Source organism: Tunturibacter psychrotolerans (assembly GCF_040359615.1).
Lineage (GTDB): Bacteria > Acidobacteriota > Terriglobia > Terriglobales > Acidobacteriaceae > Edaphobacter > Edaphobacter psychrotolerans.
Genome location: NZ_CP132942.1, coordinates 396,553 through 420,788, shown reverse-complemented (window position 1 = coordinate 420,788; position 24,236 = coordinate 396,553). Strand labels below are relative to the sequence as shown.

13 protein-coding genes are annotated in these 24,236 nt (G+C 53.5%); 7 read left to right on the top strand and 6 right to left on the bottom strand.

Annotation, left to right across the window (positions count from 1 at the left end):
* Positions 1-31 precede the first annotated feature (31 nt).
* Both RBB77_RS01550 and RBB77_RS01545 read right to left on the bottom strand, forming a co-directional pair.
* The gene (locus tag RBB77_RS01550; protein ID WP_353064426.1) at positions 32-2,272 is read right to left on the bottom strand and encodes a GH92 family glycosyl hydrolase; all 2,241 of its coding nucleotides are present in this window, start codon (positions 2,270-2,272) and stop codon (positions 32-34) included.
* A gap of 187 nt (positions 2,273-2,459) precedes the next feature.
* Positions 2,460-4,202, bottom strand: coding sequence for a CRTAC1 family protein (locus RBB77_RS01545; RefSeq protein WP_434557094.1), 1,743 nt, complete (start codon positions 4,200-4,202; stop codon positions 2,460-2,462).
* Between the two features lie 20 nt (positions 4,203-4,222).
* Between RBB77_RS01545 and RBB77_RS01540 the strand changes: the two genes are divergently transcribed.
* The 5 genes from RBB77_RS01540 to RBB77_RS01520 all read left to right on the top strand — a co-directional run bounded on the left by RBB77_RS01540 (position 4,223) and on the right by RBB77_RS01520 (position 8,373).
* Positions 4,223-4,345, top strand: coding sequence for a hypothetical protein (locus RBB77_RS01540; RefSeq protein WP_353064424.1), 123 nt, complete (start codon positions 4,223-4,225; stop codon positions 4,343-4,345).
* 15 nt (positions 4,346-4,360) lie between these two features.
* The gene (locus RBB77_RS01535) at positions 4,361-5,218 is read left to right on the top strand and encodes a TIM barrel protein (protein ID WP_353064423.1); all 858 of its coding nucleotides are present in this window, start codon (positions 4,361-4,363) and stop codon (positions 5,216-5,218) included.
* Between the two features lie 189 nt (positions 5,219-5,407).
* Positions 5,408-6,478: a galactitol-1-phosphate 5-dehydrogenase gene (locus RBB77_RS01530; protein ID WP_353064422.1), complete on the top strand. Its 1,071-nt coding sequence runs from the start codon at positions 5,408-5,410 to the stop codon at positions 6,476-6,478.
* Positions 6,475-7,296 (top strand): SDR family NAD(P)-dependent oxidoreductase, encoded by an 822-nt coding sequence (locus tag RBB77_RS01525; RefSeq protein WP_353064421.1) that lies wholly within the window; start codon positions 6,475-6,477, stop codon positions 7,294-7,296. Before RBB77_RS01530 ends, RBB77_RS01525 begins: the two co-directional genes overlap by 4 nt.
* Entirely contained in the window at positions 7,297-8,373 is a 1,077-nt protein-coding gene (locus RBB77_RS01520) for a ComEC/Rec2 family competence protein (RefSeq protein WP_353064420.1), read from the top strand.
* Between the two features lie 179 nt (positions 8,374-8,552).
* Here the strand turns inward: RBB77_RS01520 and RBB77_RS01515 are convergent, their stop codons facing one another.
* Both RBB77_RS01515 and RBB77_RS01510 read right to left on the bottom strand, forming a co-directional pair.
* Entirely contained in the window at positions 8,553-10,802 is a 2,250-nt protein-coding gene (locus RBB77_RS01515) for an alpha-galactosidase (RefSeq protein ID WP_353064419.1), read from the bottom strand.
* A 242-nt stretch (positions 10,803-11,044) separates the two neighbouring features.
* Entirely contained in the window at positions 11,045-12,046 is a 1,002-nt protein-coding gene (locus RBB77_RS01510; protein WP_353064418.1) for a LacI family DNA-binding transcriptional regulator, read from the bottom strand.
* A 511-nt stretch (positions 12,047-12,557) separates the two neighbouring features.
* Here RBB77_RS01510 and RBB77_RS01505 point away from each other — a divergent pair.
* On the top strand, positions 12,558-14,312 hold the full coding sequence (locus RBB77_RS01505; RefSeq protein WP_353064417.1) for a tetratricopeptide repeat protein: 1,755 nt from the start codon (positions 12,558-12,560) through the stop codon (positions 14,310-14,312).
* A 91-nt stretch (positions 14,313-14,403) separates the two neighbouring features.
* On the opposite strand, the gene RBB77_RS01500 is transcribed toward RBB77_RS01505, so the two are convergent.
* Together RBB77_RS01500 and RBB77_RS01495 are read right to left on the bottom strand one after the other, a co-directional pair.
* Positions 14,404-16,185, bottom strand: a complete 1,782-nt coding sequence (locus RBB77_RS01500; RefSeq protein ID WP_434557093.1) for a CRTAC1 family protein — start codon at positions 16,183-16,185, stop codon at positions 14,404-14,406.
* A 55-nt stretch (positions 16,186-16,240) separates the two neighbouring features.
* On the bottom strand, positions 16,241-20,038 hold the full coding sequence (locus tag RBB77_RS01495) for an FG-GAP-like repeat-containing protein (RefSeq protein WP_353064416.1): 3,798 nt from the start codon (positions 20,036-20,038) through the stop codon (positions 16,241-16,243).
* Positions 20,039-20,389: 351 nt separating this feature from the next.
* Between RBB77_RS01495 and RBB77_RS01490 the strand changes: the two genes are divergently transcribed.
* Positions 20,390-24,139, top strand: a complete 3,750-nt coding sequence (locus tag RBB77_RS01490; protein ID WP_353064415.1) for a TonB-dependent receptor — start codon at positions 20,390-20,392, stop codon at positions 24,137-24,139.
* The last annotated feature ends 97 nt before the right edge of the window (positions 24,140-24,236 follow it).

The following is a 24,236-nucleotide window of genomic DNA, read 5'->3' as shown; positions in this document are numbered from 1 at the left end:
AGAAAGAGATCGATCGCGAGACATGCCTGAGCTAGTTTGCGGCAACGGCGGCGGGGCGCCAATTGCTTGCCCAGTGAGAGGGCTTGGGTCCCATCCTCAGGTGAAGCGTGGCTCCTGATTGAATCTGCTCCCATGTGATGATCGGTGCATCGAGGGGATGGCCGTCCAGGGAAGCCGATTGAATATAGACGTTCGTTGAACTGTTATTCACTGCTTCGACGCGGAAGACTTTGCCGTTCGCCAACTGGAGAGAAATGCGCCCGTACAAGGGACTGCCAATCATATAATCGCCACTGGCCGGATTCACGGGATAAAAGCCCAAAGCAGTGAAGATCAGCCACGCAGACATTTGCCCGCAATCATCATCTCCATCGAGCCCACCTGGGCCATAGCCGTACTCCTTTGCTGCGACCTCCCGAACCTTTGCCTGGGTCTTCGATGGTTCGCCGCCAAAGTCATAGAGATATCCGAAGTGATGGCTTGGCTCGTTGCTGTGTACGTTGTAGCCGTCCCGGAAGTATTGATCCAACTTTTCGTCATAAGCCTTCGCTCCACCCATCAATCCAATCAGGCCAAGTTGATCGTGAAGCGGTGACCACGTGTAGACCCATGCATTACCTTCAGTCCATCCGGAGATGGAACGGTTCGCTGTTGTGTCATCCCTGCCACCCAATGGAGCCCAGGTGCCGTCGGAGAGTTTGCCATTCATAAGGCCGAGCTCGGGATTGAAGAGATTTCTATCATTGAGCGAGCGTTTGATGAAGAATCGATAGTCCAAATCACGCCCGAGGAACTTCGCGACTTGAGCGACACACCAATCATCGTAGCTGTCTTCGAGGGTGCTCGATGCGGCTTCATCGGTCTTATCGGTAGGGATGTAGCCGAGTTGCTTGTAATAAGTCAGACCGCCTCGGGCTTCGTAGGGAGTGTGCTCCTCCCGGTCTAGCCAACGCCTTTCGGTGTCCTGATCGGGAGGGACCATCGCGTCCTTGTAGACCGCCTGCCAGGCTAGCTCACGATCGAAGCCGTGAAATCCCTTGCGCATCGCCTCTGCAACAAGGGAGTCGGCGTGAGTGCTGATCATAATGTTTGTATAACTGGGATTCGGCCACTTGGGCATCCATCCGCCCTCCTTGTAATCCTGTAGGAGCGCAGAGACCATGCCGTCGATGCGCTCCGGGGCCAGGAGGGTGAGCAGACTGTTCTCCGCGCGAAAGGTGTCCCAAGTGGAGAATGCGGTATAGCTTTCGCCACTGTGGATGCTGTCGTCAAAGGCGCTGTAATAATGGCCATACTCTGAAAACAAGCGGGGATACAACAGAGCGTGATAGAGCGCGGTATAGAGCCGAACCTTATCTTGCCTTGTTGCTCCATCAATCTGAAGCCGGCTGAGCTTTTCGTTCCATTCGACTTGGAGTCTCTCTCTGGTAGCGGAAAACTTCCAGTCAGGCAGTTCGTGCGCGAGATTCTCTCTGGCCTGCTCAACGCTGAGGAAGGAAGTTCCGACGCGCATGAGGACGGTTTCGCCCGGGTGAAACTCCGCATATGCGCCACGACTTAGCCGAGCCGATGAATCATCCATTCCATAAGTGCGCACGACGGCAGGATCGTGCTCGAACTGAACTACAAAGTAGCCCTTGAAATTCGGCAGCGACAATGGGCCAAGCCGATCGTCCATCCGGTGCGGATTGTACCCGGTAATCTCATGATGCTCCTGATCCACTGAGGCGCGGCCAAAGATGCCGGGCCGTGAAGCTTCCACAAGAATTCGTGCTGTTCCTGACCTGGGGAAAGTAAAACGGAAGAGAGCACAGCGAGGGGTAGCAGTCATCTCAGCTCGAATCAAATGGCCAGACCCTGCGTCGAGTACGACGCTGTAATAATCGGGGTGGGCCTTCTCGTGGCTGTGGCGGTAGGGAAGCCTCCGATCATCCGGCGATACATGCAGCGGACCCGACTGAGGCATGACGACGACATATCCATAATCGCCCATCCAGATCGCGGGCTGGTGGGTCCCGATAAATCCCGATATGGTCTGGTCGTCATAGTTATATGAAGTGACACTAACTCGATTCTGCCGGGTCTGCGCTGTCCAGTCTGTCATACCGAACGGAGCCATCACGAAGGGCATCGTGCCACCATATCCAATTGAGCTCTTCTGTGTGCCGATGAGCGGATCGACGTAATCCAGGGGCCGTTGCGCGTTAAGTGACCCGATGCTCAGTTGAGCCATGACGAAACCACAAGCCGAAAGTTTGAGTAGGAGATTCATCCCAATAAAAGTCAATTATGCGTCCAGCCTCGACATAGTCGTCCACTCCCGTGCAACAAGCAGGCATGGGGAGAGGTGGGGAAACGAGAAACCAATAGAATACCTTCGTGTCGAAGAGTCAACAGTCTGGTCACATGGTCGAGAGACAGGTTACCGGACACCTGGAGCCTCGGAGTATGAAACTGGTTCATCGTTTTGCAGGCGTTTCTGCAGGCTCATCGATCTTGAGGATTTGATCTGCGGGGATATCATTGAGGGTCTGTACGATGCCGCTAGGCCAATGAACTTCGATTGTCTTTACCCTTGTGTCTGAACCTAAGCCGAAATGGACTCTCCGATCACTGGAGGAGAGATAGCTCCCGGCTGTAGAAACGATGTTGTATTGGGGGCCGAGCGAGGTAGTGATCTTGATCTCTGCGCCGATCCCGTCGCGGTTGCTGCGGTGACCTACCAGGGTCAAAGTGATCCAGTGATTCGAAGTTGGAGTTTCGTTGCGCAGCAGGTAAGCGGGACCGTCATTCGTCGTGACAACAGCATCGATACGTCCGTCGTTGTCGATGTCCCCTACGGCTAGCCCTCGGCCTGCCCAAGCTTGATGAAAAACGTCTCCAGATTGACTTGAAACATCGACAAAGCGTTTGCCAGTATTGTGGGCCAGCAACATCGGTTCCTTATAGCGAAGTTGGGGATAGTTGAGTTGGATCGTATCAAGATCGTGGCCTTGCGCGACCAGCAGGTCCTTTCGCCCATCGTTGTCGTAGTCGAGGAAGTGGATGCCCCAACCTGAATGCAAGAGAGTCATGCCTCCAATCCCTGTCATGTAACTGTCGTACGTAAAGCTCCCGTCTCCGTTGTTGCTGTAGAGGGCGTATTTTTGGTTAGCAAGGTTAGTAATGATCAGATCAGGTAGGCCGTCGCCGTTGAAGTCCTGGAAATCGATACCCATGCCGGCGTAGGTTCGACCTTCGCCATCAACGGCAATCTCCGCTGACAAACCGACATCCTCAAATGTTCCATTACCCTTATTTCGATAGAGGAACTCCAGCATGGAATCATTCGCTACTGCGAGGTCGATCTTTCCATCTCTATCGAAATCACCGATGGCGATGCCTAGTCCCTTGCCAGGCTTGTCGAGGCCCATCTTTGCCGAAACTTCACTAAATTTCCCGCCCCCGTCGTTGTGGTAAACGAGCGCAGAGATCGCGGGAAAGATATCTGGATGGCAGTACGCTCGATAGCCCTCCCTGTGCTCACCGCACCAGACGTCGTCAAAGTCCCACTTAAGGTAGCGCAGAACAACGAGATCCAGAAGTCCATCATTATCGAGATCGACCCAGGCCGCCGAGGTTGACCATCCGCTGCCACCTGTACCAGATCTTTCAGTGACATCGGTAAAGGTTCCATTCCCGTTGTTGTGATAGAGGCGATTGCCGCCATAAGAGGTAACGTAGAGGTCTTCGTATCCGTCGTTATCGTAGTCGCCGACGGCTACTCCCATTCCATAGCCAATTCCTTGGAGGCCAGCCTTCTCTGTAACATCTTCAAAGGTTCCATCCTTTTTTTGATGGAAGAGTCGATTCCAGTAATTCGAATCGGTCTTCTGCGGAATGGTGCCCTTCGGCGTGGTGCTTGACAAGGGGGCACCGTTTACAAAGAAAATGTCCAGTAGACCGTCGTTATCGTAATCAAAGAGGGCCACCCCGGATCCCATGGTCTCGATCAGATACTTCGTCGGAGTATGGCTCGCTTGGCTGTTGAAGATCAGATGGCTTTTTGCCGTGATGTCTACAAACTTACCTGGGGATGCAACTGTAGGTGCGGATTCTGACGATGTCACATCTTCAGCCTTTTTTGTTTGCGCTAACGCAATAGAGACCAGGAGCGGGTTCAGCAAACAAAAGACGATCAAACGTCTGAACATCAGATCCATTCTCCTTTTTGGTAGAGGAAATGAAGATAACATGCAGGGCTATTCTTCATGGCCATGCGAAGGAGCTGCCGCTTATTGCGATGACGACGATGGAAGCAGTTGAAGTGGACTATCGTTATCTGCGGGCCATCCAGCTTGAGTAGCTGTTAGGGAGAGAGATGAATCGCAGAGTTTTTTCTCAGATGATGGCGGCTGTAGTGGCTAGTCCGCGATGGCTGAAGGCCGTGGTGTCTGCGGGGAAGGGCGTGCGGTTTTCTTTTATGCTGTGGGCCCTGGAAAGGCAGGCTCCCTTCGACCGCTGCGTGGAGATCGTCGCGGAAGCTGGTTATCAGGGAATCGAGCTGACGGGAGAGTTTCAGAAGTGGTCCCCGGAGGAGAGACGGCGCATAATGGCGCGGCTACGTTCGCTGGGGATAGTGGTGGATTCGATGAGCGGTGTTCGAGCGGGTTTCGCGGTGCCGGAGGAGACGGAGGCGTTTCGCGAGCAGTTCGTGGAACATCTACGCCATGCGAAGGAACTCGAGTGCCCGCAGGTGATTTTGTTGTCCGGCAAACGGATTGCTAATGCGGCAGTACAGCGCGTGACCGCGGTTGAGAATTTGAAGCGTGCGGTGGAGGTTGCGGCGAAGGAGAACATTGAGATCGTGATCGAGCCGATCGATTTGATTGAGAATCCGCCGATCTACCTGGCGAGCGTGAGCGATGGATTCGAGATTGTGCGCGCTGTGAATATGCCGCAGCTGAAAGTGCTTTACGACTTCTACCATGAGCAGAGGAGTTTCGGGAATTTGATAGAGAAGCTGGAGAAAAATGTGGATTTGGTGGGGCTGATTCATGTGGCGGATGTGCCGGGAAGACATGAGCCTGGGACGGGAGAGATCGACTATGCGACGATCTACGCAAAGCTGGCGGAGCTGAAGTACAACCGGTGGATCGCGATGGAGTACTATCCGACGGAAGAGCCGACGGCGTCGCTGAAGAAGGCAAAGATGGACGCGCAGAGGTTGCTTGCATGAAGTTAGGGTGTTGCCTCAGGCAGATCGCACGAATTCTCCGAAGGGTGAAATGCCGCGAAAAAAGACGATTGCATGAAACGCCAAGTAGATGCCCCCTTTGGTGCATTGGCCCTCGTTTCTCTATGATGGTGGTCGCGAGGGAGCGCCAGATTACAGACGCCGGCTATTTCGCCCAGCGGAGATTGCCTGATGAAAGCACTGCTTCTCTCTGAATATAACGATCTCCAGGTGACCGAGATGGAGCGCCCTGTACCAGAGGCGGATGAAGTATTGGTAGAGGTTGCGGCATGCGGTATCTGCGGCAGCGATGTGCACGGTTACGATGGCTCCAGTGGCAGACGAATTCCTCCCATCGTGATGGGACATGAGGCGGCTGGTATTGTGGCTGGCGTTGGCTCGCAGGTGAGCGGACTGTCCGTTGGGGATCGGGTAACGTTCGATTCGACGGTTTATTGTGGAGAGTGCAGTTTTTGCCAGAGGGGCGAGGTCAATCTCTGCGATCACCGAGAGGTGATCGGGGTGTCATGCGGGGACTATCGCCGCACGGGCGCGTTTGCAGAGTATCTTGTGGTGCCTGCCCGAATTATTTACAGATTGCCCGACAAGTTTTCGTTTGCGGAGGCGGCGATGCTGGAAGCGGTGTCTGTCGCTCTGCATGGAGTTGCGGTGTCGGCGATGAAGTACGATGAAGTGGTTCTGGTGATTGGCGCGGGGATGATTGGACTGCTGTTACTGCAGGCAGCCCGGGCTGCGGGGGCAGTCCGGGTCTTCGTTTCAGACGTTGACGAGACGCGGTTACGTCTCGCGAAGGAACTGGGGGCCGATGCAACATACTGCATGTCCGGGGCAGCGCTGATCGACGAGATGGCTCGTGTCACCAAGGGCCGTGGTGTGGATGTTGTACTGGAAGCGGTAGGGCGCGAAGAGACGATCCGAACGGCAATCGACTGTGTACGAAAGGGTGGTACGGTGACTCTGGTAGGAAATATCTCTCCGCAGGTAGCATTGCCGCTGCAGAAAATTGTGTCGAGGCAGATACGGTTGCAGGGATCGTGCGCATCGGCGGGTGAGTATCCTGAGGCTATCAGTCTGATCGCAGAGGGCGTCATCAAGGTGAAGCCGTTAATTACCGCGGTTGCTCCACTCGAGGAAGGATCGTCGTGGTTCTCACGTCTGCACGCGCGTGAGCCGAACCTGATGAAGATTGTGCTTGACCCTCGCATGCGAAAAGACGAGAAGACCGCGCAGGTGACACGGTGAGCATAAAGTTATTTGATCTGACGGGACAGGTGGCGTTGGTCACTGGAGCGAGTCGTGGGTTGGGCCAGTATCTTTCGCGGGCTCTTGCTGGAGCAGGCGCTGATTTGATTCTTACGAGCCGACGAAAAGAGGATCTGCTGCCATTTATCTGCGAGATTGAAGCGATGGGCCAGCGCGCTGTTCCGGTAGCGTTGGATGTGAGGGACCAGAGCAGCATTGAGCAGATGGCGGAGGCCGCGCTCGCAGCTTATGGGAAGGTTCATATCCTCGTGAACAATGCGGGATGCAATGTTAGGAAGCCGGCCTTCGAGGTGACCTGGGATGATTGGAACCTGGTACTGGATACAAATTTGCGCGGCAGTTTTTTTGTCGCTCAGCAGATCGCAAGGCGGATGCAGGCGGAACAGTACGGTCGCATCATCAATATCGGATCGGTCACGAGCGTCTTCGGTTATGCAGGACTTGCACCGTATGGGGCCAGCCGCGGCGGCATCCGACAGCTCACGATGAGTCTGGCGGATGATTGGGGGAGGTATGGGATTACGGTGAACTGTCTCGCACCCGGGTGGTTTGAGACCGCACAAAATCGCGTGATGTACGAAAACAAGGAATGGGTTGAGTATCTTGTTGATCGAATTCCTCTGAAGCGGCCGGGCGAGCCGCACGACCTTGACGGCGCAGTTGTTTTTCTCGCGTCCGAGGCGAGCCGTTACGTAACAGGGCAGACGCTATTAGTCGACGGAGGCATCTCCACCGGGGCCATGCGCGCCACGATTAACAAACATTCTGCGAACGATTCGGACATTAGGGAGGGCTAGATGATTCAAAGGGTCGGCCGTCGGCTACAAGAAGCAGTGGTTTCGATAGGCGTAGGGCTTCTCTCTGGAGCGGCGTGCGCGCGAGTGCAAGCTCAAGACGTTCCCCATGCCGTCGCGAGCGGTACGCTGCGAATCTTCTTTGTCGATGTAGAAGGCGGTCAAGCTACGTTGTTCGTTTCGCCATCTGGGGAGTCGCTGCTCATCGATGCGGGCTGGCCGGGTAAGGATAGCCGGGATGCGAATAGAATCGTCGCCGCAGCAAAGGAAGCAGGAATCAGCAAGATTGACTATCTGCTGATCACTCACTATCACGACGACCATGTGGGCGGTGTTCCGCAACTGGTTGCCCAGATTCCTGTCGCAACTTTTATCGACCATGGTCCGAACCGGGAGCTCGATCATGGAGTCACGGAACATGGTTATGCAGAGTATCAGAGAGTTTTGGCTTCGACGGGCGCGCACCATATTGTGGCTCGGCCAGGTGATAGATTGCCGATCCACGGCCTTGATGTGGTGGTGGTGAGCGCGGATGGCAATCTGATCTCCGAACCTGTGAATGGTGGCGGTCAGCCTAACTTGTTTTGTAAAAGCTCCGAGACTCATCCTGCCGATGAGACCGAAAATGGTCGATCGCTTGGAGTATTGCTCACCTTCGGCAGTTTGACGATTCTTGATCTAGGCGATTTGACCTGGGATAAAGAAAGGGAGCTGATGTGCCCGGCCAACAAGCTTGGACGTATCGATATCGATGTTGTTTCCCATCACGGCTGGTATCAGAGCAACAGTCCTGCGTTGATCGACGCGATTCATCCTCGCGTTGCCATTATGGATAACGGTGCGAAGAAGGGTGGGTCTATCCCCACTCTGAAGACGATCGCAAGTGCACCGGGACTTGAGCGTCTGTGGGAGCTTCATTTCTCAGAAGAAGGTGGACCCCAGTTCAATACTGCGGAAAAATATATTGCTAATCCTCCTGGCGAAGACGGTCACTTTCTCGAAGTAAGTGCAGATCGTAATGGGAGCTTCAAGGTTCGCAACTCCAGAACCAGCTTTACGGAGAGATACACCGCACGTTAATGCCAAAGATCTGATTAAAAAAGACGACACCTCCGACAGTTCCGACGCTGCCGTGCGGAGCGATCATGGAGGGTATCGACCACCCTACAAGATCTCCCGCGGCGAGGCCCCGATTGAGATGCTGATCCAGATGAGCGCTCGTGTCTTTGTGGGATTTGAATTGTGGAGAATTGCGTCGATCAATTACTCGAGTGAACTGCTGAATTGTCCTCGAACTTAAAGGCCGAGGCCTGCATGTCACCTTTGAGGTTTACCTCCAATCCATGTCTCATCCAATAACTTCCCGACGCAATGGCTGGTGTCTCTTTTGCGAGTGCTCCTGAGATCGGAGTTACGCGATATTGCGTCGTCGGGTTTAGTCCCCGAAGTCTGATCTGTGGGAAAGGGTAGCCCATCTGACTTGAGTGCAAGAATGCAAACAGCACTGCCTGTTGCTTATCGATCGACACGGATTCGGTGGCTGAGTACTCGCTACCCCCCTGTGGCGAGATGAGGCGATAGAGTGAACCGTGCTGCACTGTCTCGCGGATCTGCTTATATGCAGCGATAAGCGTCTTCGCTGTTTCGAAATCGGCAGGTCCCCAGGTGTCTAGATTTGCGCCGACACCTAGCGACCCTTGCATCGAGGATAGAAAACGATAGTTCAGCGAAGTCGTGCGGTTATTTACCCAGTTAGGAGAGTCCGTGACCCAAGCAACCATTACGCCTGGCGTATAAGCGTAGGTGAATCCATCTTGAATCCGCAACCGGTCGAAGGGGTCCGTATTATCCGAGGGCCAGACTTCATCGGTTAGCGTCAGAATGCCAAGGTCGACGCGCCCACCGCCGCCCGAACATGACTCGATTTCCACCCTGGGGTGCTTCGCCCGCAGTTCGCCAAGGATGCCATAGAGATTCTCGATATACGCGACATAAACTTTCTTTTGTTCGTCGGAGCTTGCGCCGACCGCAGGCCACCCGGGCTCCGACCAATTTCGGTTGTAGTCCCACTTTAAGAATGCAATGTCATTCTCGCTCAATAGTTGGTCAAGAAACTTGTAAACGTAATCTCTGACATCCCGACGTGCAAGGTTTAAGACCAGTTGATTGCGCGATTCACTGCGCGCCCGTCCTGGAAAATTCAGCACCCAGTCGGGATGTTTGCGATACAGATCACTATCTGGATTGACCATCTCCGGCTCGACCCACAGGCCGAAGTCCATGCCCAGCGAATGCACTTTATCGATCATTGGCTTGAACCCATTCGGAAATTTCTGCGGATTGACATACCAGTCACCGAGCCCTGCATGGTCGTCTTTTCTTTGGCCAAACCAGCCGTCGTCCATCACAAACCGCTCCACGCCAATGCGTGCTGCCTTCTCTGCCAGTGCTTCTTGGCCAGTCTCATTGACAGCAAATTTTGTAGCTTCCCACGAGTTGTAAATCACGGGACGGGGTCTAGGGTTCGGTGCCTGTGGCAAAACGCGTGATAGCTCAAAATGATGCAGCAAACGCGATGCTCCTCCGATCCCATCTTTGGAGTAGCCTCCGTAAAAAACAGGAGATTCGAGTTTCTCCCCGGGCTTGAGGCTGTAAGCAAAATCGAACGGATTGAATCCACCATTGATGCGGATATTTCGCACTTGATCCTGTTCGACAGTGATGCGCCACGACCCGCTCCACGCAAGCGCTCCGAACCAGACTTCGCCAAAATCCTCGTCGGTTTGCTCGCCGCGTTCGATTGCGAACCATGGGTTGTTCTGGTGTCCGGTCGATCCACGCCGACTTTCGAGTATCGTCTCCCCAGGAAGAATCTTCTGGTGCTGAAGGGTGTCCTCACCTGCCCATCGACCGGTCAGATAGCGAAGAAAATAGTCTGTTCCCGGGGATAGGTTCCAGCTAGCAGCAGCTATCTGCTCAATGACGAGCGGTTCGTGAGTTCGGTTAATGACTGAAGAGGAGCGCGCGATAATACCTGTCGCTTCGTCCACGTGATAATGCACATCAACGAACAAATCCCGTGAGGTGTCTCGAAGTGTAACGGTAAGTTTATTTCCCTCGATGCTGTGCGAGGCGTACTGCAACACAAGATCACGATTGCCATCGGGAAAGCTTATCTTCAATGCGGGTTCGACGAAGAGGCCAGCCCCCCAACCGGCGTACTCGAGCGGCGTTGTTGTAAACGAAGGATCGAAGGCCGCAACACCAGCGTTTGCGGCTGGGCCGCGAAGCAGGTCATCCCTCCCGATCTGTGGGCCCCAGTAGATAGACTGCAGCTGATTCTGCGCATTCACGCCAAAAGCATAGGTGATGCCTGCTGCATCAATGCGAAAGATCTTGGTCTGGGCATCAAAGCGAATCGATGAAGATATCTGAGCCACTGCTCCGGAGGTGGTTATAGCAGATCCAAGAAGGATCAGAACCTTTAATGCAATCGATTGAATCTTCATTCGCATAGACCTTCCCAATAGAACGCAGATCAGGTACGGAACTCATGACAGGTTTTCGAGAAGGGGTCCATCACATCTAAGAATGACTGGATGATGAATGACTGGATGATGTAACCGATTTCATCGAATCTCCTATCGCCGCGAATTTTAGATTACCGATGAAGTATGTGCAATTACTTCTTGCGACGAAGGGTCGAAGCGAAGGGTCAACAGAGTGTTGAACACCGGGTTTTGCGGCGTATCTAACCTTTGACTAGACCAGTTGTCTGTCTCACAACGAGTTCGGTTGAGATCCGGTACTCTTTCCCGCTGTTTACGTGTTTGTGGCTGGCTGCGTAGAGAGCAGTGAAAGCGCTAACCGCAATCTCCGCACGCGGAACACGAATGGTACTCAGCGGAGGCTGCAGAAAATTGCTAATCTCGATATCGTCGAAGCCTACCACGGAGATATCGTCCGGCACGCGCAGCCCTGCGGCGTGAATCGCACGCATCATCCCGATCGCTGTCAGGTCATTCGAAGCCATTACGGCGGTTGGAGGGCTGCTCAACTTCAGAAGTCGTGCCATCGCGACCTGCCCCCCGTCTATTCGATGGTTGCCTATTTGCATATAGTTGGCGCTATGCCTGAGGCCGTTCTTCTCGAGAGAAAGCACGAAAGCGTTGCTGCGGATTTTGGCAGACGAGAGGGTCCGCGGGCCGCTAACGAAAGCAATCTTAGTGTGTCCCAAGGAAACCAAGTGGTCCATGGCTTGTTCGATACCGCTGACGTAGTCGATGAAGATGTTACTGATGTTGGGTCCCACCCGCCCGGTGTCAAGGAAGACAATTGGAACGCCACGCCTGTTCAGTAACTGCACGAGTTTCGGATCCATCTCGGATGTCATGATGGCGACGCCATCTACTTTGCGCTCTAGCATCCTGCGGACGCATACTTGCATTCGTTTTGGTTGATAATCAGTATTCGCGATCAGAAGTTCCTGCCCGTGCTCTACCGCGATGTGCTCAAAGCGCTTCGCAATATCGGGGAAGAATGGGTTCGCAATATCCGAGATAATGAGACCGTACATATGGCTTCTACCGGAGCCTAAGGTACGTGCGTGCGTATTGGGATAATAGCCGAGGGACTTTATCGCGCTGCGCACTTGGCGCACAATTTGAGCGCTGACCGGAACGGTCCCATTGACAACTCGGGATACAGTGGCTGTGGAGACCCCGGCTTTTTTGGCTACTTCTCGAATGTTCACGTGTCGGTTGGGGATCCATCACCTTTCTGTATTCGCCTTGGTGGCAAAATGCAATTTTGGACTAAAGCAGCCATCACAATCACCCGCTCCTCAAGGGGATCACAGCCAATATAGCCCATCACTGAACATTCATCTTGCGAGAAAGCGGGTCTGGGGCGCTCCAAGTTGAACCGATCTTGGTGTGACAGACGCCAGACAATTGCAGGATATTTCAGCCACGCACCGGCTTCGAGTGCCATGCCAGCAGGCCTGTAACCGATTGCATCCAAAAGGATGCGGTCATCACATAGGTATGAAGATTGGATGCTCAGGGAATACTAATCATTTCGCTCTGATTAGGTAGCGGTTTCCTTAAATCGACACATCGAGCACCAAGCGCTACCCTGATTTGGGTTCGGCACGAAGCGCGACACTACCATGTTCCTCTTCGATGGCCGGTCACGTATGGAGACCGTATGTCTTAATAGAGCCGATGGCTCTGCTAGTGAATATGCGATAGCAGACGAAAAAGGTGCAACCCCGTAAAATAATCGACGCAGGTGAAATTAGCCCCGGGATGAATGGCTCTCACAAATCGCAGCCTTTCTCTGAAGTTGGCGGCTCTCGGTGTCTTCCGGGAACTTTCGCAGTCATCATGGTCTTGATTGGGATATTGTCTTTCACGTCAGTCGCCAGAAAAGCTCACGCCCAACATTCGGATGAAGTCACGATCCAGGGGAACGTTCTCAACCAGGCGGGCAACTCGATTAGTGATGCATCGGTACGGCTTGAGCGAAAAGGTGTTCTCGAGCCTGTGGAGACAAAAACGAATGCTGCAGGTGCCTTTACATTTACCGACCTCCCTACGGGTCAGTATCTACTCAGTGTGGAGAAATCAGGGCAAAGGAGTCCGGCTACTACCATTCTCGCGCTGACTAAGGGAGATCGGAACATTATCGACCTGATCCTCGAGGTTCCTGGAGATATTCATCTGAATTCAACCGGCTCTTCGCCGGCTCTCCCTCAGGCGATTCAATTTTCCGATAAGCCGAATTTCACCATTGCGGGAGTTGTTGACTGGACAGCTGTAGGAGGGCATGGATCGGACTCTGCCTTGCGAACCAGCGAAGACCTTGCGCGTGAAACTCTCACTCTGAAAGCCGAGAGTTCCAGATCCAACGGGTCGGGCCCACAGGACAGCGCAAAAAAAACCAATGAGTCCGAGCGCAAACTCATTGTCGCACGCGCAAACGCTCCGGGGAGCTTCGAAGCAAATCATCAACTTGGTGAGTACTATTTCCATGCTGGTAGAGCCCAAGACTCTATCCCGCTATTGCTGGCTGCATACCAGATCAATCCAGCCATGGATGGCAATGCATACGATCTGGCGCTGGCTTACAAAGAAGCAGGCGACTTCTCGCGTGCCCGTGAACAGGTCGAGAAACTACAAGCTCACAACGACTCTGCAGACTTACATCGCTTGATGGGTGAACTTGACGAGAAGCTCGGCGATCCGTTGGCTGCCGTCCGGGAACATCAGCAGGCCGTCCATCTCGATCCAAGCGAGCAAAATTACTTTGAATGGGGCTCGGAGTTATTACTGCACCGGGCTGTTTGGCAAGCTGTAGAGGTCTTCAGAGATGGAACGAAAGCATATCCAAAATCGTCTCGAATGCTAACTGCGCTCGGTACTTCTCTTTTTGCAGGCGCTCTCTATGATGAGGCAGCCCTTCGACTCTGTGATGCCTCCGATTTGGATCCGTCGGATTCGGAGCCTTACGTCTTCATGGGCCAAATTGAGATAGCGGTACCCACGCGATTACCATGCATAGAGCAGAAACTAGCGCGATTTGTGCGGGACCAACCTGAAAATCCTCTCGCGAATTACCTTTATGCGATGGCCGTTTGGAAACGGCGGGAACAACCAGCAGACAAGCGGGCCTTGGAACAAGTAGAGGTCCTGCTTACGAAGGCCGTGACGATCGACTCCAACTGCGCGGACGCCTACCTGCAACTTGGAATTCTTTATTCTTCGCAACGTAGTTACGAAAAGGCTATCGATTTCTACAGGAAGGCAATCAAAGCAGATCCAGAATTAGCTGAGGCACATTATCGGCTGGGCGTGGCCTATGACCGGACGGATGAGCCGACGAAGGCTAAGCAAGAGTTCGCGCTTCATGATGAGATCGAGAAGAAGCAAGCTGCTGCTGTTGAAAGCCAAAGGCGCGAGATCAAGCAGTTCCTTGTTGTTCTGCAGGGGCAGTCGACAAATGCCCCAGCGCAGTGAGTACGCAAAAACATTGGCCCGGCAAGTATTAATTCGTGACTGCTTCGTAACAGTTGAAGCCGAAGTTATCTCATTCGTGTTTAACAAGACTCTACTGTGAAACTGGCTTTAGGCTGCCGACAATACCATTCCCTTCGCGAATAGTGAGTATCTGATTTGCTTTGACCTGTGTGAATCGCTCAATCTTCTGCGTAGTCGGCCACTTAATCTCGACCACATCCACGGTATCCACATTCCCCAGTCCGAAGTGAAGGCGTAGGTCATTTTGTGACATGACGCTTGAACCGCTATTAACTTCGTCCATCTGGATATGTTTACCCGTGATAACCCGCACCCTCGCTCCAATAGCTGTGCGATTACACTTAGTCCCCACGAGCTTGATCTTGATCCAGTTCTGCTTGTTGCCCCCGTCATTGCGAAGGAGCGATGGCAGATCGTTCATATTCAAAACCAGCGCATCCATATCGCCATCGTTGTCATAATCTCCGAAGGCCGCGCCTCGGCTGGAAAAGTGTTCGGTAATGCCGGGTCCCATCTCTGCCGACACATCCTTGAAGCGTCCATTGCCGAGATTTTTGTAGACCAGGCGCGGATTCTTGAAAGTTTGATCGAAGTGGTAGTTATCAATCTCCGGGTACACATGTCCATTCACTTGGAGAATGTCCTGCCAACCGTCATTGTCATAGTCAATAAACCCACATCCCCATGCGACATAGCGATTGTTGACTCCGACGCCTGCAGTAAAAGTAGCGTCGCTGAAAGTTCCGTCACCATTGTTGTGGTACAAGTTGCAGGTGTCATCAGCAAAATTAGTTTTGAAGATATCGAACCAACCATCGCAGTCGTAGTCGGCGACTGCGACGCCCATCCCGGCTTGTTCATGGCCGCCATCGCTATAGGCGCAACCAGCCATCACAGCAACATCGGTGAACGTGCCGTCATGGTTGTTCTGGAAGAGAATGCTTGGTTGAGAGTCTACCGCGACATAAATATCCGGCCATCCATCGTTATCGAAATCATATGAGACGGAAGTGATGGAGTACCGAGGGCCAGGCTTTAGAATGCCAGACTTTTCCGAAACGTCGGTAAAGGTGCCGTCCCCATTGTTGTGGTAAAGAATGTTCGTATCGCCAGGAAGACCGCGCGGGCCACACATGATAGGAACGCCCTTCCACTGGCAATAGTGCGTGTCGGCTGCAGCAGCAATCTTCTCGGGATCCAGCCTAATGTAATTGCATACAAAGAGATCGAGATGACCGTTCCTGTCGTAATCGAGAAAGGTACAGCCCGCGCCCCAACGAACCTGCTCCTGACGGAGGCCGGCTTTGCGCGTAACATCCGTAAAAGTTCCATTTCCATTGTTGTGGAAGAGGATGTTGTGCCCCCAGAAAGTGCAAAACAGGTCGTCCCATCCATCGTTGTCGTAGTCGCCGACACAGACGCCGGTCTGCCAGCCTGGAACCCCCAGCCCTGATTTCTCCGTGACGTCGGTAAAAGTGCCATCTCGATTGTTCTTGTAGAGATGAGATGTCGGCGCCTTTCCAGCCGGCCAATGCGCATCGAGCAGGTTTCCATTGGTGAGATAGATATCCAGCCATCCGTCGTGATCGTAGTCAAAAAACGCGAGTCCGCTTCCCTTGGCCTCAATGATGGACCGCTTGTGGTCAACACCACCCCACACGTTGGGGACGTTCAGTCCTGCCTGCTGCGCGACATCTACAAACTGGACCTGAGGTGGAGCGGGATTCGAGACTGCGGCTTCTACGAGTGTTGGATCTCTCCACTGCCAAAGTGGGGTCGCCAAAGTCTCCATCAACGTATTGCCAAATACAAAAAGAGATGAGCCGAGAAAACGTCGGCGGGGAAGATTCATAGGCTGCGATTATAAAGGCATGTCGAGCCTTCGACCTCATTTTTTGAAATGCCCATCAAGGCGTTTTGCTTAGCATCTCCATTGCCTGAATCGCGCCAACGTTCTGTGGCTGCATCTTCAGCAGATCCTGCAAGATTTCAACAGCTTTCGCCTTGTCATTCTGCAACGCATAGAGGCGCGCAAGGTTGAGATAAGACTGATCAAAGGTCGGGACAAGACGGATGCAGGTCTCGAACTGCTCCTTCGCCTTCGCATAATCCTGCTCACGCACAAAGAGAACACCAAGATTGTTCAGAGCTTCCGGGTAATCCGGACGCAGCTCAACCGCTTTCTGCAGGTAGTCCGATGCACTCTGCATCTGGCTCTGCTGGGCGTAGAACATGCCGAGACTGTAATTGACTTCAGGATTGTCCGGTTCAATTGCGAGCGCACGGTTCAAGCAATCAAGTGCCTTCTCAAAAGCCCCCTGACGCCGGAAGACATTTCCCAGGTTCAACAGAGCGATTGCATAGGTCGGTCTCAGGAGCAACGACTGTTGAAAGCTTTGGATGGCTTCGTCCGGATGGCCTTCCTGTGCAGCCATCATTCCGAGATTGTTCCACGCCTCCGGATAGTCTGGACGCAACTTCAGTGTCTGTTGAAGATATTGTCGCGCCAGCTTGAAATCATTTTTCCGCAAGTTGAGAGTTCCCAGGTTGTAATATCCTTCGGGATCATCCGGTTTTGCAGCGATGACCTGTTGAAAAGACTCGGCGGCCTGTTCCAGGTATCCGTGTTGATAGAGCGCTACACCGTAGGTGAAGTCATTACGCTGGAACCCACCCCGATAGAGCACTCCGCCAAGCGGCATCGCCTTCTGCATCCGACCTGGCGTCGTGGTTGGGACAGCCCTTACATCATCAAGCAGGCGCTCAGGGCTAATCGGTCCCTGGTACACCTTAACGATCATCCCCTCTCTGTCCAGCAGGAAGGAGGTAGGAATTGCGAGATCCCTGCGGCGATCGAACAGGTAACGATAGATGACGTTGTAGATTCCAGCCACATCTTCTGTTGCAAAAACAACGGGAAAGGAAAATTTTTCCTGCGCCGTAAAGGAGCGAGCCTTGTCAACATTCGCGACCTCGTCAACGTTTACCCCTAGAATTTTTAGTTGGTCTGCGGCGAGTGCGGACTCGTGACGATGAAGTAGTCTCAACTGGTCGCGGCAGAGAGGCGCCGTTGTCGTCCAGAAGTTGAGCAGCACGAAGCTGCCCCTCAACGATCGGAGTTCTCGCATGTTGCCAGCAAGATCGGGAAGGGAAAACTCCGGTGCCAGCAAGGGCTCAATGAGCCATGTATCGACCTGGCTTGGCAACGGTTCTAACACCGGCGGCAGTGTCGCCTGCGTGTAAGAAGGGTTTGTCGGTGCGAAAGGTTTAGCGGTAAAGGTGTCCGCACCTTCCTCAAATTCAATCCGATGGTTTACAGGTAGGCGTTCGAATCTCTGAGACAGACCGCTAGGCCAGCGAATCGTGCATCGAATCGCCCCCTCCGGCTTTCCAACTCCGAAGAACACCTCTTTCGAATGCTGAGCCAGAAACCCAGAGCCCGCTTGCAGATACTTCGTCTGCTTGAGCGTTCCAGCTTCGACTGTAAGGGCCGTTCCGATCGCATCGCGATTGCTCTTAGTCCCACGCAAGCGAAATACAACCGAGTCGCCGAGGTCCTTCATCCCGTTGTGAAGAATCCGTAGCTGCGGTGCGTTTCGATTTTTGAGAATGAGTTCCAGGCGGCCGTCATGGTCGAGATCGGCGAGAACGAAGGAGCGGCTGTCCTCAGGAAAATCTAGTCCAAGCACGCCTGAAACTTCGGAGAACGTGCCATCACGATTATTCGCAAAGGCTACATTTCTTTCGTGGCCGCTCCAGGATGTATCCGACCGGATCAATTCATTAAGAGCGTTCCATCCCTTCTCGTAGGCAAGAGACGGAGTCGAGTCATTAGGAGATTTTGCCACCACCTGCCGCCAGAAGAAGCTGCCTAGATCGTTACGCTCTAACTTTGGCTCCGGCGCTGAGATGTACCCATTGGCAACGTACAAGTCCGGGTATCCGTCGTGGTCGAAGTCCCAAAAATCGGAACACCAGGCCCAGCGGCCCATTTCAACCCCGGCTTGCTGGCTAACGTTTTGAAACTCCCCATTCCCCAAGTTTCGATAAAGTGCATTGCCTCGTGCATGCCGCTGATAGAGCGCCCGGATATTCTCCGGAGCTCTCTCCTGAAACTGCTTTTGCGTTGAAACTCTTTGGCCTGCCGCCGACCACATATTGGCGACATAAATATCCTGCTTTCCATCGTTGTCGAAGTCCGCCCAGCTCGCACTCATTCCGGCGCCAACGTCCTCAACGTGGGCAGAACTCGAAACTGTGCTGAACGTTCCATCACCATTGTTGCGATACAAATTATTCCGACCGAAATCATTGGCCACATAAAGGTCAGGCAAGCCACTGGAGCCAGAGTTGCCCCATGCACAAGCGAAGCTGTAACGGTTGTTATCCACGTTCAATCCCGCAGCTTCGGTCTTCTCGACAAAGACCGCATTCCCTTCGTTGTGCAGCAGGCAATTGGCCGGGCCGTTGCGCGCGTCGAAGTAGGGAACCGGGTAGTGATACTGATCGAGCCCCAAATAGTAGCTGTATAAACAGAAGTAGATATCGAGACGTCCGTCGCGATCATAGTCGGCAACCGACGCATGTGTGAACGACCCTTGAGGAGCATTTGCAAACTTGAATGCGTCACTCTTGAGAGCGAACGTCCCGTCCCCTTTGTTGAGGAAGAGCAGAGGGCCGCTGCCACAAACCACCAGAAGATCCTGAAGTCCGTTGTTCTGAAAGTCGGCAAAGAGAGCGCACGCGGTATTGTCCAACACTCCGACGCCCGACTTTTCTGTTACGTCTTCAAAGGTTCCGTCACCCCTGTTGCGGTAGAGCCGGTTGGGCAGTCCCGCCGGCTGGCAGACATAAAGATCGTCGAATCCATCGTTGTCGAAGTCACCCGCGGCCACACCGTTGTTGCCGTAGACATCAATACCGCATGCGCCGTCGAGGACGGTGCGCCAATAATCGGATCCTCGAAGCATCTGGCTTTTATACGACTCCGTTCCACCGAGAGCGTGAGACGTAACGTCGACAAAAACCTGCCCACTCGTAACACTCAGGGTCTCCTCACCTGCCTCCCATCGGTGGGCCTTCCAAGCTTCGGGGACACTGCTGGATTCATCCTGCGCCCACACAGTGCGCCACGATCCAACCCGCTCCTCGCGGCGTTGATCGCTCCGAACACCAACAATGTCATATCGAATATCCAGCCGGACGGTGAGTGGAGTGTTCGTAACCGCTTCGATGCTGGTAATTTCGAACTCCGCTGTCTCCACGCGAGAGACCTCTACCAGCCAACCTTGGATCTCCTGTAGAAATCGCTCGCGCCCAGAAACGACACTACTCCCGAACCGTCTCCGTACGACATCGATCCCCTCTCCGGAGCGCAGCGTCTTCTTCTCTACCGGAATTAACGACGAGGCTTCAATAGAAGGATCCAGCGATCGAGCCAGGGCTGAAAGATCGTGCGCTGATGCCTCAAGAGCCCGCTTCCACCCGTTGAGCTGTACTCCGATCTCAAAGGCGTATTTCTCAGTGATGTACTCATCCGAACCGGGGGCAACCAGGCGGAGGATATCTTCCAAGGGAGATTTTGCCGGGTAATGGGGTGTCAGCCTGATGTCGGCGAAGGAGAAGTCCGAACTCGTACTAGGGGAGGCTTTTGATGGGCTAAGCAAAAAGAATGACGCATAGAAGGGCGTTGGATGGAAGAACATAGGCGCCAAACTTAGGCTTTTGAGAAGCCTACGGCGGGAAAAAAGATAATTCTCAGTCTGGTAATGCGTCATTTCAAAGGGGTTCCGTGTTGCGGCAATGTTAGCATCCGGCTGAATTCAGCCCGAAACCATATCCATCGAGCTAAGGACGAGAATTTCAACCTTTTGATTGACAAAAGTTATTTGTTTGTTCTAGATTCCTCCCGGCAGTGAAGTAACCGGTTACATCGGCGGTAAAGCGCATCAGAAGCGGACTGCCCATACCCCCAATCAGCAGATCAAGTTCGGGAACGCGTAATGACCATGGAATGAAAAACTGAGGTTATTCGGATGGCTACTGATCGCAACGCAATGAGTCGGTTTAGATATCTTGGCTACATAGCCGTCACATGTTTGGGTCTTTTGCTGATGCAGACTCAAACTTCATTCGGCCAAGTGGACGAAGGATCAATCAATGGCACAGTCCAGGATGCCGCCGATGCGAATGTTCCCAATGCGCATGTGACCCTGCTGAATACGGACCAAGGGATCACCTTGGAGACCACGACGAACAACAGCGGCGTATACATCTTCTCTCCCGTGAGGATCGGGCACTACACTCTAACGGTCACGGCTCCGGGCTTTTCCACCACCAGTCAGAAAAATCTGACGGTGTCGGTGGGACAGAACCTGCAGGTCAATGTCCAACTGAAGATCGGCGAAACCAGCACGACAGTAGACGTTACGACTGCGCCACCGCAGCTGGAGACGGACGAATCGTCGGTCGGACAGGTTATGACCGAACGTAGCGTGAATAGTCTCCCTTTGAATGGGCGCAACTTCACGTTTCTCGCCCAGCTTGGTGCAGGTGTGAACACATCGCAGGCGGACACACGCGGAAACGCGGCCTCCGGAGCCTTTACGGCAAACGGTCTGCGACCGGCACAGAACAACTACCTGTTGGATGGTATCGACAACAACTCCAACGCAGTCGACTTTCTGAACGGAACGAACTTCGTCATTCTCCCTCCGTTGGACGCGATCCAGGAGTTCAAAGTACAGACGGCAGACTTTAGCGCCGAGCTCGGTCGTTCGGCCGGAGCCGTTCTCAACGCCACGATCAAATCCGGCACAAACAGCTTCCATGGCGCGGTCTGGGAGTTCTTCCGCAATGACGTACTCGACGCGGCAGACTACTTCGAAACCAAAAAAGGAGAGCTTAGGTTTAATCAGTTCGGAGCCACCATCGGGGGGCCAATCATCAAGAACAAACTCTTCATCTTTGGTGACTATGAAGGTTTTCGGCGCGTCCAGGGGAATACCCAGTCCGGTCTTGCGGTGCCGACAAACTTGGAGAGAACCAGTGGCTACACAAATCTCTCTGACCTAATCACTGGTCAGTCGGGTATGCCGCGCACTGACAACGTAGGCCGGTCAGTACCATTTGGCGCGATCATGGACCCGGCAACAACTCGTCCGGTTACAGCAGGTGTGCTCGATCCTGTCTCAGGTTTCGTCGCTACGCAGACTGGCTACGTTCGTGATCCGTTCGGCTCGTGCGGAGCAGGCACGCAGACCTTCACCCTGGCGGGTTGCAACCTGAACCAAATCCCTGGCTCGCGCCTGGACCAGAACGCGATTAATCTGCTTAATCTATATCCGTTGCCAACCGCTTCGGGCATCACTTCGAACTATGTAACAAGTCCGGGTCTGTATGAGCATCGCAACGCCTTTGACGTGCGCGGTGACTTCAATCCCACGCAAAAAGAACAGATATTCGTACGCTTCAGCTATGTGGATGATCCACAATTTATCCCGGGGCCCTTCGGCGGTGTTGCAGACGGTGGCAGCTTCCAGCAGGGCCTCCAGACAGCCAAGTCCGATCAGGCTGTTGCCGCTTGGACCCACGTGTTTACTCCCGACATCGTTAACGTAGGGCGTGTTGGCTTCAACCACCTGCACACCACTCGATTCGGACCAGAGGGCAGCACCCAGGGTATTCCTGCAAAATACGGCATCCAGGGTATTCCGCAAAACTCCGAGAACGGTGGACTTCCGGCGATCGTCATCGGCGGTCTACAAGAGTTGGGCAGCAACGACTTCCTGCCTTCGGACGAGGTGAGTCAGACCCTTCAGATCACGGATGACTTCACGAAGATCTATGGAAAGCACAACTTCAAGATGGGCATCGAGTTTCAGAATGTCCACTTCAACACGCTGCAACCCGCGTACTCACGAGGTGAATTCGACTTCAACGGCAACTTTGCCGGTGTTCCAGGACAATCCGGCGACCAAACCGGACGTGCCCAATTCCTTTTGACACCAACGGCAGCAATTTATCCAGGTGGAGTTAGTTTTGTGGGAGGCGCCAACGAGATACATGCGTCCAATATCAGCAAAACCTATGACACCAGGAAGTACACCGCTCTCTACTTCCAGGATGACTGGAAGGTCAGTCCAAGGCTGACCCTTAATCTCGGCCTGCGCTGGGACTACTTCAGCCCCATCTCCGAATCGAATGGTGCCCAGGCTAACTTTGTTCAGAGTGGTCCACCAAACGGAGCACCGGTATATCTAATCCCCGCGTCAGGGAAGGCTGATAGATCCTTGTCTTCTACTGCAACTAATCCATCACTAGCCGGCAATGGCTTCCTCGACCTGTTGGCGAAAGACGGAATTGCGCTTGGAGAAACCGATAGATACGGTAAGGGGCTCACCAAGGCTCAAAAAAGCAACTTCGCGCCGCGTGCAGGCTTTGCCTATCAAATTACGCCAAAGTTCGTCTTCCGTGGAGGTGTTGGACTCTTCTACAACGCCTTTGAGAATCAGGGTTACGGTCCCAACATCGGCGAAAACTATCCCTTCGTTTACAACTTCGACTACAAAGGAACTACTGACTCCGCGCCCTTCAGCAGCGGTTCCAATCCCTACGGCGCGTGCGCGACCGCAGGTCCAGGCGGAAGCGCGCCGATTGGCGCAGGTCTCAGTTGCAGCTCCTTTACTCCTCTTGCGGTGAATGCTAAAGGCTTGGGTCTTCAAGGCCTTCAGTTCAAATACATAACACCAGTTACTCTCAGCACTAACTTCACTCTCCAATACGCGATCACTTCCTCTATGTCCGCGCAGGTTGCGTACGTATTTACGAACGTCAATAACCTGCAGGTTGGTATCGGCAACAATAATGTCTCTCAATTGCTACCAGCCAACACAAATGTGCTTCCTTTCCTGCCGTTTCCAGATTTTGGCCAGAACGCGCAATACCAGCAAACTCTTGGACTCAGCAACTACAACGGTCTTCAAACCAAACTTGAACAACAGTTCTCGAGTGGATTGAATTACCTCATCACCTACACCTATTCGAAGACGCTCTCCGATGCCGCCGACCTCCTCAACGGAGGCAGTACGGGTAATTCAAGTGGATACCGGGCAGCATACGTTCCGGGACTTGGCCCCAGATTCGACTACGGTTTGGCCGACTTCGATATCCGAAATGTGGTCCATTTGAGCGGCGGATATCAGCTACCCTTCGGCAAAGATAAGAAGTTCATGGCCGACGCTGGCAAGCTCGGGAATGCAGTTATCGGGGGGTGGAGCGTGAACTGGATCGTAACCCTCCAAGGCGGACAACCGATCACCCTCACTTGCCCAACCGCCACAACATCTGGAACGTATTGCAACGATGTGCAAGTGCCTGGACAGAGTCAGAAGCTTGGCCTGCATCACGACACGAACGGCAAACTCAGCTGGTTCGGAAATCCGGCAGCCTTCCAGCAACCGTGCCCGCTGGGAGCAGTCGCACCCGCCGGATGTTTCCCTCTAACCGGCAGCGCAATTTTGGGAGCCGGACCGTCAACCACCTCAGGTCCGGGATTCCATCGGTTCGACTTCTCATTATTCAAGGCCATGCAGCTTAGCGAGCGATTCTCGCTGCAGTTCCGGACCGAGTTCTTTAACATCCTGAATCACCCGAACTTCAACTCACCTAATTTCGGCGGGAACGGAGTCACTGCGATCGGAAACTCGGGCAACTTCACCAGCTCCACCTTTGGCGAAATTGGTTCCACTCGCGATGCACCATACGATCCGCGACAGATTCAATTTGCTCTCAAGTTGTACTATTAATCCCAAGTTGAACAACTCCGGAAGAGGCATCTGCAAAGGTGCCCCCCCCCGGATTTGTTCTTTCAAAGGGTTCCTCGTGCGTAGCATCTGGCTCATG